Annotated in this window: 16 protein-coding genes; 3 read left to right on the plus strand and 13 right to left on the minus strand. The window is 53.6% G+C overall.

The features are described from left to right. Nucleotides 1-71: 71 nt before the first annotated feature. The 3 genes from nrdG (at nt 72) to ribA (ending at nt 1912) form a co-directional block, all read left to right on the plus strand. The gene (gene nrdG, locus K0H81_RS07405) at nt 72-545 is read left to right on the plus strand and encodes an anaerobic ribonucleoside-triphosphate reductase-activating protein (RefSeq protein WP_220060413.1); all 474 of its coding nucleotides are present in this window, start codon (nt 72-74) and stop codon (nt 543-545) included. A gap of 158 nt (nt 546-703) precedes the next feature. Next, nucleotides 704-1060 carry a YibL family ribosome-associated protein gene (locus tag K0H81_RS07410; protein WP_011866244.1) on the plus strand — a complete coding sequence of 119 codons (357 nt, stop codon included), beginning with the start codon at nt 704-706 and terminating at the stop codon, nt 1058-1060. Nucleotides 1061-1294: 234 nt separating this feature from the next. Further along, on the plus strand, nt 1295-1912 hold the full coding sequence (gene ribA / locus K0H81_RS07415; protein ID WP_220060414.1) for a GTP cyclohydrolase II: 618 nt from the start codon (nt 1295-1297) through the stop codon (nt 1910-1912). Between the two features lie 57 nt (nt 1913-1969). Here the strand turns inward: ribA and K0H81_RS07420 are convergent, their stop codons facing one another. The 13 genes from K0H81_RS07420 to K0H81_RS07480 all read right to left on the minus strand — a co-directional run bounded on the left by K0H81_RS07420 (nt 1970) and on the right by K0H81_RS07480 (nt 17271). Further along, nucleotides 1970-2446, minus strand: coding sequence for a hypothetical protein (locus K0H81_RS07420; RefSeq protein WP_220060415.1), 477 nt, complete (start codon nt 2444-2446; stop codon nt 1970-1972). Between the two features lie 144 nt (nt 2447-2590). Further along, nucleotides 2591-2941, minus strand: a complete 351-nt coding sequence (locus tag K0H81_RS07425; RefSeq protein ID WP_220060815.1) for a VF530 family protein — start codon at nt 2939-2941, stop codon at nt 2591-2593. 99 nt (nt 2942-3040) lie between these two features. After that, complete coding sequence (locus K0H81_RS07430; RefSeq protein WP_220060416.1) at nt 3041-5452, minus strand: S8 family serine peptidase; 2412 nt, start codon at nt 5450-5452, stop codon at nt 3041-3043. 680 nt (nt 5453-6132) lie between these two features. Beyond that, on the minus strand, nt 6133-6447 hold the full coding sequence (locus K0H81_RS07435; RefSeq protein WP_434086882.1) for a rhodanese-like domain-containing protein: 315 nt from the start codon (nt 6445-6447) through the stop codon (nt 6133-6135). Between the two features lie 92 nt (nt 6448-6539). After that, on the minus strand, nt 6540-6752 hold the full coding sequence (locus K0H81_RS07440; protein ID WP_011866238.1) for a YgaP family membrane protein: 213 nt from the start codon (nt 6750-6752) through the stop codon (nt 6540-6542). Nucleotides 6753-6763: 11 nt separating this feature from the next. Then, complete coding sequence (locus tag K0H81_RS07445) at nt 6764-10018, minus strand: efflux RND transporter permease subunit (protein ID WP_220060417.1); 3255 nt, start codon at nt 10016-10018, stop codon at nt 6764-6766. Nucleotides 10019-10048: 30 nt separating this feature from the next. Beyond that, nucleotides 10049-11065, minus strand: coding sequence for an efflux RND transporter periplasmic adaptor subunit (locus K0H81_RS07450; RefSeq protein WP_220060418.1), 1017 nt, complete (start codon nt 11063-11065; stop codon nt 10049-10051). Nucleotides 11066-11179: 114 nt separating this feature from the next. Further along, on the minus strand, nt 11180-11890 hold the full coding sequence (locus K0H81_RS07455) for an SIMPL domain-containing protein (protein WP_144200582.1): 711 nt from the start codon (nt 11888-11890) through the stop codon (nt 11180-11182). A gap of 74 nt (nt 11891-11964) precedes the next feature. Then, on the minus strand, nt 11965-12351 hold the full coding sequence (locus tag K0H81_RS07460) for a VOC family protein (RefSeq protein ID WP_220060419.1): 387 nt from the start codon (nt 12349-12351) through the stop codon (nt 11965-11967). Nucleotides 12352-12456: 105 nt separating this feature from the next. Beyond that, nucleotides 12457-13773 carry an OmpP1/FadL family transporter gene (locus K0H81_RS07465; protein ID WP_220060420.1) on the minus strand — a complete coding sequence of 439 codons (1317 nt, stop codon included), beginning with the start codon at nt 13771-13773 and terminating at the stop codon, nt 12457-12459. Nucleotides 13774-14151: 378 nt separating this feature from the next. Next, entirely contained in the window at nt 14152-15603 is a 1452-nt protein-coding gene (gene putP, locus K0H81_RS07470) for a sodium/proline symporter PutP (protein WP_220060421.1), read from the minus strand. 407 nt (nt 15604-16010) lie between these two features. Next, complete coding sequence (locus tag K0H81_RS07475; RefSeq protein WP_011866231.1) at nt 16011-16715, minus strand: DUF3379 domain-containing protein; 705 nt, start codon at nt 16713-16715, stop codon at nt 16011-16013. Beyond that, on the minus strand, nt 16708-17271 hold the full coding sequence (locus K0H81_RS07480; protein WP_144200587.1) for a sigma-70 family RNA polymerase sigma factor: 564 nt from the start codon (nt 17269-17271) through the stop codon (nt 16708-16710). The genes K0H81_RS07475 and K0H81_RS07480 overlap by 8 nt, the downstream gene beginning before the upstream one ends. Nucleotides 17272-17315: the final 44 nt, after the last annotated feature.

A 17315-nucleotide genomic window follows, 5' to 3' on the forward strand; every position in this document is an offset into this window, starting at 1 on the left:
ATTGAGAGTGAAAGAAAAGATGAAGATAGCAAGGCGCCCCGGGGCACTTGCTATCTTTGTATGAGGGGCACATGAACTATCATCAATATTTTCCCATCGACGTGGTCAATGGATCCGGCACCAGGGCGACCCTGTTTGTCTCGGGCTGCGAGCATCAGTGCCGGGGCTGCTACAACCAGTCGACCTGGAATCCTGACTCGGGCCATCTGTTCGACGAGGCTATGCTCGAGCAGGTGATTAAGGATCTCAATGATACCCGCATTGTACGCCGCGGCCTGTCGCTCTCTGGCGGCGACCCGCTGCATCCGGGCAATCTCGATGTCATTCTGACTCTGGTGAAACGAGTAAAGCAGGAGTGCCGGGGCAAGGATATCTGGCTGTGGACCGGCTATAGACTCGATGAACTCAGCCCGGCCCAACAAGCGGTTATCGCCCATGTGGACGTGCTGGTGGATGGCAAGTTTGAGCTGTCGCTCGCCGATCCCAGTCTGGTGTTTCGCGGCAGCAGTAATCAGGTTATTCACTATCTCACCGAAAAACGCTGAATTTAGCAGCAGATACTGCTGTGGCTAGGATGCTGCCGATGCCGGATGACTTGTTCGTACCTTCCTCATTAGTGGTATAATGTTCGCCAAACTGGCAAATGCTGCCTATTTTTATCTGAGTGGCATTTGTATATTCGCGAGATTTTTAAGGCAAGTTAATGAATTTAAAGCAAGAGTTACAGCAGTTAAACGATCGTCTCGACAAGTATCGTCGTAAATTAGATGCGGCGGAGAAGCGTGGCGATCAGGCGGTGATTTTGCAATTTAAGCAAGAGATCAATGCGGTAACTAAGCAAATTACCCATGTTAAACAGCAGCAGAGCCGTCAGTTGAACAAGCGCGGCACAGAGGTGAGCGAACTTGCCTTTAGCCGTGCGCTGACCAAGGCCGAGCAGGCCGATATGGGTAAGCTCAAGCGTTCGGTGAAGGGCTTGATCGTTGTGCATCCCATGACGGCCCTTGGACGTCAGATGGGACTGACTCAGGTGACTGGATACGCGCCTAAGGCTTTCTAGGCCATAGAGGATTTTGATGGCGGCGTGAGCGACTTCATAGCCTTGCCGCCACTTAGGGCGTATCCTTATAAGCCAAAGCGGTTGCGGTGAAGCAATAACCGATTTCATCACTCGGGTATTTCACTGTTAGGCAAAAACACATAGAATGCTCGGTCTGAGAAAGGGGAGAGTCTCTCCTTCTGGTTTTCATTTTTCGTTCGCATCTCAGACAGAGCGAGTTGTAAAGGTTATTTCATGTCGATTAAGTATGTCGCCACCTCAAAGCTTCCCACCCCTTGGGGAGTATTTGCCATGCATGGTTTCGAAGATACAGAGACGGGCAAAGAACATGTGGCGCTCACCTTTGGCGAGTTAGATGCGAGCCAGCCCATCCTGGGCAGAATTCACTCCGAGTGTCTGACCGGCGATGCCCTGTTCAGTCTGCGCTGCGATTGTGGTTTTCAGCTACAAACCGCGATGCAAAATATCGCCGAGGCGGGTCAGGGATTTATTCTCTATCTGCGTCAGGAAGGCCGTGGTATCGGTCTGCTCAATAAGATCCGTGCCTACGAGCTGCAGGATCAAGGCGCCAATACGGTGGAAGCTAACGAGCGTCTGGGCTTTGCCGCCGATATGCGCAAATATGACATGATCAAGCCCATGCTTGAGAAAATTGATGTGCAGCAGGTGAAGCTGATGACCAATAATCCCCGCAAGGTGAAGGCGATGAAGGAACTTGGCATCGCGGTGATCGAGCGTGTGCCACTGCAGGTAGGTAAGAATCGTTATAACGAGGCCTATCTTAAGACCAAGTCGACCGAGCTGGGTCACATGATGTCTGAATATCACTTCACCGAAGAGCATCAAGACTAATCCTGCCTGTGCCGACGGCGACCTTAGTGTGTCGCCGTCGGCAAATGTTTTGTTTTCTTATGCTCTAGTTTGAACCGGTTTTTCTTTGGCCTTAAGCAGAGTCATCAACTGAGTAGAAGTGATGGCTATCTGATCCTGCAACATTTTTCGTTTCAACTCGGCAGTTTCAGAATCGTCTCCCTGTAGGGCCTGAAGCTCTAGCTGTAACTCTTCGAGTTTCTGTTTCAATTCTTTGATCTTCTTGTCGATCTCTGACAGGTTTTCGTCCTCTTCTGCTTCCTTTGCCTTGCGCGTTTTGTCCGTCTTGGCTGCCCCGTTATCATGCAGCGCCTTACCAGTGGAATAGGCTAGGGCCTTCTTGCCGGCCTCAGACAGGCTGACTCTGTCACTGCTGGACTGAGTTTGTTCACTCTGGTTTCGGTTGCTTGGGTTTTGAGCCGCCTCGGGCGCATTGGGATCGCGCACCTCGACTGAACTTAGGCTCTGGGGGCCCAGACTTTGGGCGCCGAAGGAATTTATACCGTTCACATTCATCAGCTTAACCTTCCTTGTTACTTCATTAAATAGATGGAATTAAAAGTATGCCTGACGTTAGTATCGGCAGGCAGGGCAGAAGCTTAAGCGGATTTTGATGTGATTAATCTGATGAGGCTCGATTTTCTGGTGAAATCACCTGGTTTAGTCGTCAGATTTGCCCCAAATATGTTGGTTGACGCCGCTGCTGCCTGAGCTTTCCGCCTCATCGCCAGCAGTGGGTTTAGGCTTGGGGGCATCTATAGGACGACTGGGATCGCCGCGTAGGTGCGCCGGGATAGGCTCGCCAATCATCTTGAGGTAGAGGCGCTCCACCTTTTCCCTGGCCCACTGGGTCTTACGCAAGAACTTGAGGCTGGATTTGATGGATGGGTCGTGATTAAAGCAGCGTATGTCGATGCGTCTGCCAAGCTCTTCCCAGCCGTAGTGGTCGACAAGGTCTGTGAGTAGGGCTTCGAGTTTGATGCCGTGTAGTGGATTATTCGCCTGAGTCATGGTGATAGCTGAGTAAAAAATTTGACCCATTATATCAGCTTATCCAAGGCGTTTTCGATAAAAAAGGGGACCCTGAGGTCCCCTATCTTGATGATGCGATTATTGGAAGCTTAGCTGCCACGCATCGATAGTGCCTGTGTCGCGACGGGCGCTATCAACTGCCTTCAGTGTCCAGGTGCCGGCAGATTCAACGCCAGACATGTCGACTGTGTAGCTCTTGATGATGTTGTCGGCACTGCCGCCGCTGTTGTCATGTAGCACGGCTACCTGACCGCTTGGGCTGTGCAGTTCAACCTGTAGATCGCCGATGTAGGTGTGGGTAATGTTAACCGTTACCGTTACCGTGCCTGAGTCGCCGCTGCGAGCCACATCGATTGGGCTGCTGATACCCGCAGTGTTGTTATCAGGGATCGCATAGCTGGTGTTGTTGGTATAGGTGGCTGGGCCGCCTGTGTTACCGCCAGTGCTCTGCTCTGTGTAGCTGGCTGTCAGGCTAACACCGCTAAAGTCGCTATAACCTTGAACCATTACATAGTAGGTACCCGCCTGTGGCGTGCTCACTGGGCAAGACTCGCTGTTGCCGCCTTTCCATGGACGACAGTCGTAGCTGCTCAGAGTCGGCGCCGCGCCATACTGGACGTAAAGGTCGGCATCGCCGGTGCCACCGCTCATGGCGAAGTTCAGATCGCTGGCACCGGCTGGTACGTCGATAGAGAAGTGTAGCTCGTCGCCTTTCACGCCAGTCAGGTTGGTCTTAGCCACGCCATTTTCCAGCACGTTGCCACCGCTGCCTGTACCTGGATCGGTTGGGCCATTACAAGAGGCATCTAGGTACTCTTTGGCGGCAACCGCGTTAACCAGACCGTAACCAGTTTTGTCGTCGCGACCGGCAATATCGAGATCTTCAGCCGTTGCTGTTAGCGCAGCACGCACCTGAGCGGCGCTACACTCTGGGTGGTAGCTCCAAACCAGTGTTGCAACACCCGATACGTGTGGCGTCGCCATAGAGGTACCGTTGTAGTACTCGTAGTCTTCACCACTAGTGTTAGCTACTGTGACGTTAGTGCCTAGGTGAGCACGTAGTGCCTGACCCGTGGCGCGATCGACAGACACAGAAACCATTGGGGCTTCGTTGTTGGTGTCAACCAGGAAGGGGTTTTGCAGACCTGGCAGCGCGGTGTTACTGAACACGATAGCTGCTTGGGCGCCGGCGTTGTTACATGCCTTGACCGCGTCGAACTCTGGATAGCTTGCGCCTTGGTTGCCAACACGCTCAACCAGACAGACTTTGCCAGTCATGTCGCCACAGTTAAAGACACCGCCTGATACGCTACACTCGGCCAGTTCGGCAGTGACAGAACCTGTGATAGGGGTGCCAACATAGTTGCCGCTGCTGTCTTTCACATAGCGGTTATGGGGCACTACGCCATTGTCGAAGTATGACTGACCACCGGCTGTGATGTTAGCCAGACGACCTTCACCGCGTGTAACGGTTGATAGGATCGCTTCACCTGGACCTGAGATCTCCACCTGGTTGGTGTACTGAGAGAAGGCCGCGTGATCTTTGTTGTTATCTACTGCCGCTACAGACATAACCGCATCGTATGATGCTGGGTAGCTGTGGGTGTTGTTACCGTCGTTGCCGGCCGCTGCGATCAGCAGCACGCCGTTGTTGGCGTGAGCGGCTAGGGCGTTTTTCTCTGTGGTGGTTGACTGAGAGCCACCCAGAGACATGGTCACTACGTTCGCGCCGTTAGCCACACAGGTGTCAACCGCCGAAACCAATGATGAAGAGTAGCCCCAACCATCAGAGTTAAATACTTTCACCACGTGGATGTTGGCGTTCTGGTTTGGCATCACACCGACCACGCCGTCGTTGTTGGCGATTGCAGCTATGGTGCCCGCTACGTGAGTACCGTGAGCGTTATGAGCGCCTGGCTCATACCAGTTCCCCGTACCTGAGTTGTTGGTACCTGTGACATTGTTGCCGCTCAGCTCGCTGTGGCTACGGTCGTAACCCGAGTCGATGATACAGATGGTGCGGTTACCGGCCATGCTGTCGCTCAGGCTGGTGGCGCCCACAAAGGTTTGACCCCAAGGTGTGGTTTCGCTCAGCAGGTGGCGCGGCATATCTTCTTCGACATAATCAACGTCGGCGCGCAATTTCAGGGCCTTGACGCCATTGTTATCCAGCTGGGCCGAGTAAGCATTTGAGCGACCGATGCGCTTCATCTGCTTAGCCTTAACGCTGTTCAGTGCTCTGTGCTGAGAAAAGACTTCGTTGGCTCTTGGCTGATAGTCGTTCAGGCTGTTGGCATCGGCCTGTGCGGCGGCCTGGGCATTCTTAAACTTGACGATATAGCGCTTAGGCAGGGGAGATGCTTGATTGATACGAGCATTATCTGCCTGAAGGTGGAGTCCTTTCGTAGGCGCCGCATTGACGTTTGCTGCAATTGCCAGGGCAAGCGCAGACAAAGACATAGCGACCGCAGTTGTCTTTTTAACTGTCATATTGTCTTCCATTTTAAAAGTTAGAATTAATAATTATTATTGGAGTGCATAGCAGCATGACTGCCATCATATGCGTTACTCGACAGTGAATTTATCTGGTGGTGAAACATTTGTAAACAGGCTGTTAAGTTGGCGCTTGGGTAAAAGAAGCGATCTGGTTTGAGCATTTTTATGCAGAAAATATTCAGTGAATACGATTGTTTCGCCGATGGGATAGTGTGTTTTTGAGTATTTATTCGAATTTTAAGACTGTTTATTTGTCTGGATTGGTGCCTGATCGCCAGCGACGTAAAATTGACCTTAATTTATAACTTATTGTAATTATAGAATAATCGTTATTCCATAATTGTAATAACATATAGCGAATAGTTATATGTTGTTTCAATTGTTACAATTGGGCAGCGTCCTAATGTCGCGAAATCCTTAGCCTTCTATTGGGTGAGGCATGCATTATCTGTGAAAAGGCGCCTGTTTAAGAAGGTCGCTAACGGACCAGCTTGCTAATGAGCGAGGCTGCTAGTCAACAAGGCTATTAGTGAACAAGGCTATTAGTGAACACGGCTACTAGTAAATAATACTGGAAATAAAAAAGCAGCCAATGAAAAAGGCAGCTAATGAAAAAGGCACCCAGGGGTGCCTTAGTCGGTTTAGGGATGTCTGAGCGTTAAGCTCATCTTCTCCTAGTGCTTAGCCAGGCTCTGATAGCCGCCGCCATTATAGGTGTTGTCGTAGCCGAGTTTTACCAGACTCTCCTGAGCGATGCCGCTGCGACGGCCGCTGCGACAATAGAGCACCACAGACTGATCTTTGGCGATGCCGCGCTTGGTAAACTCTTCGGCAATGTTTTCAAAGGGAATATTAATCGCGTTCTCTAGATGTCCCTCGGCAAACTCCTCCGGGGTTCTGACATCAACGACCATGGCCCCTTGCTGTATATGCTCCCAGGCAACCTTAGGGTTTTTCTCTTCGCCATAGCTTGGCGCCGATACGCCCATGATGGCGACAAATAGCAGCGCCATCAGGCTGATGATTGATTTGGGTAGCATCTTATTGGCTTGTCTCACGTTGGCTCCTTGTGATCTGTGAGTTATTTCATGCGGGCCAATTCCGCTTCCGTCTTGATCCCCATCTTCTTCATTAACATGGCGGCCGGACAGAAGCCGGTAAAGGCGCTTTGAAATAGATTAGCGCCTACAAAAGCCGTTAGCCAGATAAAATTAGGGTGGACAAAGGTCGTGAGCAGTAAAGACAACATGACCATAAAGCCTGCAAAGGCGAAAATACTACGTTCAACAGACATACTGTATCTCCTTAAGATTGCGGATTAACCGCGGCAAAGTATTCGGGACGGTGACGCATCACGGCGTAATAGAGCACGGGGATCACCACCAGGGTTAACAGGGTTGAAACCAAGATGCCGAAGATCAGGCTGATGGCCAGGCCGTTGAAGATCGGATCATCTAAGATGAACAGGGCGCCTATCATGGCGGCCAGTCCCGTCAACATGATGGGCTTAGCCCTGACGGCGCCAGAATGGATCACCGCCTGCTCGAAGGGCACACCTGCGGCGGTTTCCTGATTAATAAAGTCCACCAAGAGGATGGAGTTACGCACGATAATGCCCGCCAGGGCGATCATGCCTATCATAGAGGTGGCGGTAAATTGAGCGCCAAGCAGAGCGTGACCCGGCATCACCCCAATGATGGTGAGCGGAATAGGCGCCATGATGATCAGCGGCACGCTGTAGGAGCGGAACTGACCCACCACCAGGAGGTAGATGGCGATCATGCCCACGCCATAGGCGATACCCATATCTCTGAAGGTCTCATAGGTGATCTTCCACTCGCCGTCCCAGAGCACGGCTATGCTGTCCAGCCCTGAGGGTTGGTTGACATAGTGTTGATCGAAGCCCAGACCACCCTCTTGATTGATGCTGCCGGCGATCTCAAACATGCCATAGAGAGGGCTGTCCAGTGGACCCGCCATGTCGGCGACCACCATGATCATAGGGATCATGTTCTTGCGTATGATAGGCGCGTCTATGGCCCGCTTGTGTATGGTGATCAGCTCAGAGACGGGCACAGAGTTACCCGAGGCGTTGGTTAGCCTGAGGTTGAGTACCTGCTCGAGATCTACCTTGGCGCCTTCCTCCAGCTGAAGCTTGATAGGCACAGGCGACTTCTGATTCGGCTTGTGCAGGTAGCTCACCGCCTTGCCGCCCACCGAAGTGGCCACCAGATCGACGATATTGCTGTAGGGCACGCCCATCAGGCTGGCCTTGGCGCGGTCGATATTGACCTGCCATTTCTGCTGCGCAGCCGGCAGGTAGATGTCGATATCCACCACATCCTGGGTATCGTGGAACAGCTGCTGCAGTGCATTGGCTGCGGTCTCACGCATCTCGGCGTTAGGGCCATAGACCTCGGCCAGGATCGGCGACCATACAGGTGGGCCAGGGGGCACTTCCACCACCTTGACGTTGGCATTGTATTGTTTGGCGGTGGCCTGCAGCGCGCGGCGCACCTCGGAAGCTATGCTGTGGCTGTCTCTGTCGCGATCGCCTTTATCGACCAGATTGACCTGAATGTCGCCCAGCTCCTGACTCTGTCTGAGGAAGTAGTGACGCACCAGGCCGTTAAAGTTCATCGGCGCGGCGGTGCCGGCGTAGAGCTGGTAATTGTCTACCTCTTCGACCTTATCCAGCTCCATGGCCAGGGCCTTGAGTACGCGCTGGGTCTGCTCGATCGGCGTGCCTTCTGGCATATCCAGCATCACCTGAAACTCCGACTTGTTATCGAAGGGCAGCATCTTGAGCACCACCAACTGACCCACAGGCAGGGAGACGGCGATCATGATCAGCAGGGCAATGGCGGCGCCCAAGCCAATCCTCGCCTTACCGGCCTGCTTGCCTCTGACGAAGGGGGAGATCAGCCTAGTAAACAGCCTCAGCATGCGATCGTCTACGTCATGCTCACCATCACCGCCTTGGTGTTGATGACCCTTGAGCAGCTTAGTGGCCAGCCAAGGGGTGACGATGAAGGCGATGGCCAGGGAGATCAGCATCCCCATGCTGGCATTGATGGGGATCGGGCTCATGTAGGGGCCCATGAGACCAGAGACGAAGGCCATGGGCATCAACGCGGCGATCACGGTAAAGGTTGCCAATATTGTCGGGCCGCCCACCTCATCGACGGCGACGGGGATCAACTCCACGAAGGAGCGTTTGCCCAGCGCCATATGTCTGTGGATGTTCTCCACCACCACAATGGCGTCATCTACGAGTATGCCGATAGAGAAGATCAAGGCGAACAATGAGATACGGTTAAGGGTAAAGCCCCAGGCCCAGGAGGCAAACAGGGTGATCGCCAGGGTGATGATGATGGCGATGCCCACCACCACAGATTCGCGTAGCCCCATGGTGAGGAAGACCAAGATCACCACGGCCGAGGTGGCAAACACTAGCTTTAGGATCAGGGTGTTGGCCTTGTCGCCCGCCGTCTTACCATAGTTGCGCGAGACTGTGATGTTGACATCGTCGGGTACCAGTATGTTGTCTATCTTGTCCAGACGCTCGAGGATCACATTGGCGATATCCACGGCGTTCTCACCCGGCTGCTTGCCGATGGCGATGGTGACCGCAGGATAGATGGCCGACTTATCGCCGTGCCAGGCGTGCTGGACCGGGATGTCGCTGTTGAGGCTTATCTTGGCGATATCGCCCAGATACACGGGGGCGCTCTGGCCCGACTCGTCCTGATACACGGCGACAACCAGCTGCTCAACCTCTTGTTTCGATTTTAAAAACTGCCCAGTCTGAACCTTGATCTCTTGATTATCCTGCACCAGAGATACCGGCATGGAGACATGGTTATTGCTCGACAGGCTACGGTTGATATCGTCGTAGGTGAGGCCATAGAAGCTCATCTTGGCGGGATCGATGCGCACGTTGAGGCTGATCTCATGGCTGCCGACGCTGTAGATCTCGCGGGTGCCCGGAATGCGTTTCAGCTCGCTCTCCAGCCCCTTGGCTATATGGGTCAGCTGCTCGGCAGATTGCGCCCTGTCTTTCGACCATAGGGTCAGGCTGACGATGGGCACATCGTCGATGCCGCGGGGCTTGATCTGTGGCTCGCCCACGCCTGCCTGGCTGGCAACCTTGTCCTTGTTGGAATAGACCTGATTGTAGAGCTTAACGATCGCCTCGTTGCGCGGGATCCCCACCTCGAAGATGGCGATGATCAGTGCGCCGTCTGGCTGTGAGAAGGAGTAGAGGGTGTCTATTCCCTTGATCTGCGAGATCACCTCCTCCATGGGCTGGGTCACCAGATGCTCGACCTCGCTCGGCGTGGCGCCGGGGAAGGGGATGTAGATGTCGGCAAAGGTGACATCTATCTGCGGCTCTTCCTCTTTTGGGGTCACCATGACGGCGAACAGACCCAGCAGCAGGCCAAGCAGGGCCAGCAAGGGGGTGATAGCGCTCAGCTGGAACATGGCCGCCAGGCGTCCGGAAAATCCCAGACGTTTTGGGCTGTGCTGATTATCTTGGTGTCGATCTTGCTGATTCATATCTATACGGCTCCTATTCGATCACCAGATCTATTGTTTCAGCTTCAGCAGTACTTGATAGGCGTCTACGGCGATGGTATCGCCATCACTCAGGCCCGACAGCACCTCGAAGCTATCGCCCTGCTTGTTGCCCAGGCGTACCTGATTGAGCATAAACTGATGGTTCTGCATCAGATAGACCGCGCTCAGTTCGTTGTTGTAGATCACCGCAGACTCAGGGATGGTCAGGGTATTGCGATCGCCGGCGTTGAAGCTGGCCTTGACCCACATGCCCGGCATCAGGTTGGGCTCCTGAGGCGGCAGGTTGATACGTGTCTTATAGCTGTGGCTCTTGGCATCGGCGAAAGAAAAGATCGTTAGAGCGTCCGATTCGAGCTCCTTGCCGTTGGTCAGCACTAGCTTCATCTTAGGATTGGCACGCAGCGCATCTATGTAACGCAGGGGTACATGGGTGACGGCGCGCATATGCTCGGTGGCAAAGCCGCTCAGCAGTGCCTGGCCGGGTGACACGGTTTCGCCCACTTCTACATGGCGCTTGGTGACCACGCCGGCAAAGGGGGCGCTGACAGTGGTGTACTGCAGAGACTCGTTGGCCTGGATGATACGGGCCCTGGCAGCGCTGACGGCCTGAGCCGAGGCGCGGGCGTTGGCGATGGCCTGATCCATATCACCTTGGGAGATGGCGCCTTGGGGGAACAGCTGCTCATAACGCTTACGCTGTTTCTGCGCCTCTTCGTTTTGGGCTTGGGCGCGGGCAAAGTCGGCCTCGGCGGCCGCTAGCTCGGCGCCCTGTGCCTTACTGGTGATCTCCAGCAAGGATGCGCCCTGGGGCACGATATCGTTGACGTCATAGTTGATCTTGATGATGCGGCCAGAGGTTTGAGCCGATACAGTCGCCGATTTTACCGCCTCAAGTTGTGCATCTAAGGTGATCCACTGGGGCTGAGAGTGTTTGGCTACCGTCATGGTGGGCAGTTCGCTGGCGCCAGATACCAGGCTGACGAGTGACAGCAAAATGCCGATGGAAAGTGTGTGTTGTACTTGCATGGAAGATCACCTCTTAAAACTTCATAAGAAAATTCTAATGGACTTTTTAAGCTTGTGCAATCTTTTATTAGAAAAATACGATTGAAGGGGTGAAAATCCTTTGCCCCTTTAAAACTAATCGTTTAAGTAATAGGTCAGGGTCGACACCACCCTGACTTTCTTGATGCTCGGGGTGTTGCTGTCACGGTTGCTGATGGTAAATTGCCCCTGAGATGCCTGCTTTATCTTGCCAAGCTGTGAGGCGGAGTCCTTGGCAAACTTCTCGGCGGTTTGGCGGGCATTTTCCGTGGCCGTCTGCACCATCTGCGGCTTGAGATCATTCAGGCCGGTAAAGAGAAACTCGGTGCGGCCGTTGTAATCCTGATTGGAGATGGCGATCCCTTCCTTGGTCAGCTCGATAAGGTTGCGTTGGGTGCCTAGCAGCAGGTCTACCCGCTTGGTATAGAGGGATACGGTGACCTGAGCCGCATAGCGATACTTGACGTTAGGATCCACATATCCTTGGGCCTGCCTGTCTTCGATAGAGGGGAGGGAGCTTGAGATCTCATCTTGCGTAAAGCCTTGTTTAATCAGGAAGGCGATCACCTTATCTGTCTTACTCTGCACCTCCTGATAGAGATTATTGAGATCATTGTCGACCTGGGTGAAGCGGATGGGCCAGATGGCGGTATCAGCCTTTACTTCGACTTCGGCGAGGCCCTTGACCGTGACGGTTCTTTCCATGGCGCGCATCTTGATGATGCTGTCGCCAAGGCTAGTGCCTAATAGATAGAGACCGGCGCAGATGAAGCCGCCTAAGAGAATACTTGCCAGTGATTTTTGCATGGATAAGCGTCCGATTTGCTATGGGGTAACGCCAGCATATGCTTGTTTCGTTTGGTTTTCCAGGGAAACAGCGCTCAGGTTTGGGTGCTGGGTTGCCAGAGCTCGACCTTGTTGCCGTCGGGGTCGATAAACCAGCCGAATCGGCCAAATTCTGAGTCCTCGGTCTCGGCCAGCAGCTCGGCGCCGCCTTCGGCCACCTGACATAGGGCCTCGTTGAGATCGTCAACGATCAGGTTAAACATAAACTCTTTGCTTGAGGGGTGAAGATAATCTGTGTCTCTCCCCATTGGGGTCCAGACGCTGTAGCCGGTGGCAGCCATAGGCATCAGATTGTTGAGGTAGAAGGCCGCGCCGCCCCAGTTTTCTACCGGCACCTGCAGGTAGGTTTTGTACCACTGTGCGAGCCGCTGGGGATCGTCACTCTTGAAAAATATGCCACCTAAACCAATTACTTTTGCCATTGTCCATCTGTCGTCACGGGAACTTTATATTAACTGTAGAAAAGTTTTCCGATAACTACAAAAAAGCCGCAGTAGGCTGCGGCTTTTTGGGGACACTGGTACAAGTTAGAACTTGTAGTTGTACTGCATTGAGTAGTAAGTGGCGTTCGAGCGTGTGGTCGCGTGAACCATGCCGGTATCAGGACCGATTGGCAGACCGCCTGTGATGGCGCTGTGCTCGATAAGATCTACATCTTCACCGCGGATGAAGGCGACACCGAAGTCCAGGCTCGCATGTTTGCCCAGGTTATAGGTGGCACCGGCGGTGAACCACTGGCGGTCAGAGTCAGGGATAGAGATAGAGCTGACTTCGCCAACGACGCCTTGGTCAAACATGTAACCGGCGCGCACTGTCCAGTCCTGATTGAGGGTGTAGGTGCCGCCGACGCTGAACAGCCAAGAGTCATCCCAGGCGTAGGTCTTGAGGCTAGCCTCAGGCGCCACAGGCACGCCGCCTATGGTACCGTCGGTCACAGTGATCTCTTTGAAATCGCCCCAAGTGGTCAGCTGCGCCGTGTAGTGCAGGGCAAACTTCTCGGTCAGCTGATGGAAACCCGCCACCTGGAAGATATCCGGCATAGGGATGTTGATCTCATCGAAGGCCACGTTGGCACCGGCAACTGGGTTATACATGTTGATGTCGCCCGTCGCCTTGAAATCTGGGCTGAAACGGTAGCTCATACCGAATCTGTGATCGGCATTGATCTCATACACAGCGCCTATGATGCCGCCAAATGCTACGCCGTCGGCGTCCACATCCACAAGGTCTTGCTGTACTGCACCGGCTTGAGTCGGTACCAGGCCGCCGCGGGTCAGGGTGCCTTGACCATAGATCACATCGACGCCGGCACCGACGCTGAAGTGGTCGTTAAAGCGGTAAGAGGCGCTCAGGTTGAAGTTGAGCGTGGTCACTTCTGTTTTACCCAAAAGATCCAGCGGCGCAGGCAGGCCGTTAACCAGCTGCTGTGACATAGGGGTAGTGTCTGTGCCTGTGCCGAAGTTGCTAAACATGGCAACACCGTAGGCAAATTTGTCGTTTACCGGGCTGACATAGTAGAAGTTAGGGATGATCTTGGCTTCTGCCGCATCCTCGACGTGACCATAGTGGATCTGTCCAAGAGCTGAATCTATATAGACATCTTTTACGCTGACTTCGACATCGGCGTAGGTCAGGCCCATAGAAAGTTGCTTCTCGTCAAACAGGGCCATGGCCGCTGGGTTGCGAGACAGCACTGAGGCGTTGTCAGCGATCACGGCATCACCGGCAAAAGCGCGGCCGACACCAGTGGCTGACTGGCTGTTGAGTTGGAAACCGGCGGCCATCGCCTGTGAGCTAGCGAGTGTGACGGCTACTGCGAGTATTGTCTTGTTGAAACGCTTCATAGTTTGTTCTCGTTATTGTCGGCCCGGCCGCCACGACTCATGCTTGTGCCTGAGTCGTGGCGGCCAGGTCCATTTTATAATTCCCGTGCATAGTAGGGATGAGGTGTTACCTCAACAACTCCGACCAGATGCAACTTTTTGTTGATTTTGTGTTAAATGGATGGCCAGTTTTATGCAGGAAAGTTAGCTGTTGTTTGAAGAGGTGCTTGATGGCGCTATGCCACGTAGATTCTGGGTTTGATTAAGGTTTTGCTAAAGGTTAACGGGTTGTGAAATGGCAAATTGTAAGTAAAATTTATGCGGTATAAAAAAAGCGTACACTTGTACGCTTTTTTGATCTTCCGCTCATTTTTACGTCAGCGAAGTGGGAGCCTTGCCTCAGAGTTTCTGGCTAAATTGCTCAAATTGTTCGCGGGTGCTGTCTGCTGGCGCCGAGACCAGGCTGACTAAGACACCGGCCAGGGTGGCGAAGAGGAAACCAGGTAGGATCTCATACAGGTCGAAGATACCGCCTGTGCTCTGTTTCCACAGCACCACTGTGATGGCGCCAACGACGATAGTGGCTACCGCGCCATTGCGGCTATAGCCACGCCAGAAGAGAGACAGGATCACCACAGGGCCAAACGCCGCGCCGAAACCTGCCCAGGCATAGCTCACCAGGCTCAGTACGCTGCTCTCAGGGTTCAGGGCGATGACGCCAGAGATGACGGCTATGGTCAGCACGCCGATACGGCCAATCATCATCAGCTCCTTGCTGCTGGCATCGGGTCTGAGCCACTTCTTGTAGAAGTCCTCGGTGATCACACTAGAGCAGACCAGCAGCTGTGAGTCGATGGTGCTCATGATGGCCGAGAGAATCGCCGCCACCAGTAGGCCGCCTATCCAAGGGTTAAAGGCGGCGTGAGCCAGGTGGATAAAGATGGTCTCAGGGTTATCGATAGGCTGATCGGCAAAGTAGAGGGTGCCGGCAAGACCGGTCGCCAGTGCGCCCATCAGCGCCACTATCATCCAGCTCATGGCGATACGGCGCGAGACCTTAAGGTCGTCGGCGCTGCCGATGGCCATGAAGCGCGACAGGATATGGGGCTGACCGAAATAACCAAGACCCCAGGCAAGCAGCGATGCCAGGCCTATCATAGTGGTGTTGTCGCTTAGCAGTGACAGCATGGCAGGATCCAGGCTATGGATGCCGTTCTGGGTCTCAGGCTGGCTGAAGATGGTAACCGGCACGATCAGCAGGGCGATCAACATCAGACAGCCCTGGAAGAAATCGGTCCAGCTCACGGCGAAGAAGCCACCGACGAAGGTGTAGGCCACTATGATGCCAGAGCCGATAAGCAGGGCCAGATTGTAGTCAAGGCCAAACACCTTCTCGAACAGTATGGCGCCGCCCACCATTCCTGATGAGGTGTAGAAGGTGAAGAAGACCAGGATGGTGACCGCCGAGACCAGCTTAAGCACAGACTGCTTGTCTTCGAAGCGTTTCTCGAAGAAGTCCGGCAGGGTGAGGGCATTGTCGGTAAATTGGGTGTAGATCCGCAGGCGTTTGGCCACGAATAGCCAGTTTAGCCAGGCGCCAAATACTAGGCCTATGCCGATCCAGGCTTCCCCCAGGCCGCCGAGATAGACGGCGCCGGGGAGCCCCAATAGCAGCCAGCCGGACATGTCCGAGGCACCCACGCTGAGTGCGGTGACGGCCGGTCCCATGGAGCGGCCACCCAAAATATAATCGTCGACAGAGTCGGTTGCTTTATATGCCCAAAGGCCAATGCCCATCATCAGGATGAGGTAGCCGAAAAAAGTAATTAATATCGGTAATTCAATATTCATGCTTTCGCCATATTGTTCTCATGCCAATGCCTTTGTTAGCCGGGATGTGAGCCCAGAGCCAAAGCGCGCTGACATGTCTGTTTTAAATGAGCCTGTATGCTAGCAGATGTTTGAGCGCTAGCCCAAATTTGCCGTGAAATGTGATCAAGATCTAGGCTTTGTCGGTCGATTAATTGCCAAGTTATGCGGAGATGTTGTGGCTTTGTTGGTCATATTGGCAGATTGCGGCTCGTATATGTTAGTGGCCGTGGGGTTAAAACAGAGTTTGCAAGTGCAAGTACAAGTGCAGGGGAGTCAACCTGAGGTCGACTCCCTGTATGTAGTATCCCAGATCACCGAGCGAACTAGAATTCGCTTTGGATGCTAGTCTAGTGATTGGTCTAGTCACTGGTCTAGTGGTAGCAGCCCTAGATGAAAGACTCTTTCACTTCGTCTCTGACAAAGTCCAGATCTGTGGCATGCTCGCCGACCAGCAGGACGTAGGCGTTGTCTGACTTGAAGCCCATCCCCTGATAGCGGTTGTCGGCAAAGGCCTCCTCGAGCACCATGCGATCCTCCAGCGGCACGATAAACAGGGTGACCTTGCCCTGCTTGCCCTGCATCACCAGATGGATACTTTTGACCCCTTGGAAGTCACAGTAGGTGCTGTAGAGCACGCGACCGGGCTGCTCGGTAAAGTGGGCATGCTTCAGGCTGGTCAGCGAGGCCAGCTGAGTATTGACCTCATCGACGCTGATGTTCTCTTCACTCTTCATCGCCATCTCTTCATGATAGACATGGGCCAGGGCGTGCTGTCCCAGATCCACCGGGGCAAGACGCAGCAGGGTGAAGCTGATGCCGGCGATGAAGGCGATAGAGGCCACCAGGGCCAGGGTAAAGCCTGTCTTGCGGCGATCCACCTGATGCTGATGCAGCTGTTGGTTGAGCAGCAGTTTAGCCTCGAGATCCTCTGGCACCTCTATTTTGAGGGCGGCCTCGAGTTTCTTGTCTAATAGCTTGAGATCGTTGACAAAGGCAGTGCGCTCACTCGACTCGTGCATCGACGCAAGAAACTCGTCGTCTTGACGGTTTGGATTTTCATAGGCCTCGCGGCGGAATTTGAGCTCATCCATTAGAGCGCCCCCTGGTTTGCGTGTCATCGAGTATCTCTTTTAGCTGATTTCTGGCGCGAAATAAGCGAGTCATTACGGTATTACGATTCAGATCTAAGATATCGGCGATCTCTTCGCCGCTGAAGCCGCCGATCACCTGCAGGATCAAGGGCTCGCGATATTCGGCCTCGAGCTTGGCTATCTGGCGCCTGAGCATATGCTGCTCCATGTTCTCTTCGCTGGAGGAAGAGATATGGTCGGCGATATCGGCCTGCTCCACATCCGAGTAGTCAAACTGCTTACGCTCGAAGCGGCGGGCATTTTCACGCCGCAATATGGTGATCAGCCAAGCCTTGGCGGCCTTGTCATCTTTGAGTGATTCCAAGGAGCGCCAGGCGCGTAAGAAGGTTTCTTGGGTGATATCTTCGGCGATATGTTTATCCCCGCACAGCCAGAAGGCGTAACGGAACAGGTCGCCATGAAGTGCCCTGACAAGGCTATCGTATCGTCGTTGTTTATTCAGCATGTCTCTATTGACCGACTTTTTCGGTTTTTTATTTCGTATCACGCTAAACATTTTTTACTCGCAGCATAGAAAGGAGGGGAGGCGCGTCAATTGTT

This window comes from Shewanella halotolerans (genome assembly GCF_019457535.1).
In the GTDB taxonomy this organism is placed as follows: Bacteria; Pseudomonadota; Gammaproteobacteria; order Enterobacterales; family Shewanellaceae; genus Shewanella; species Shewanella halotolerans.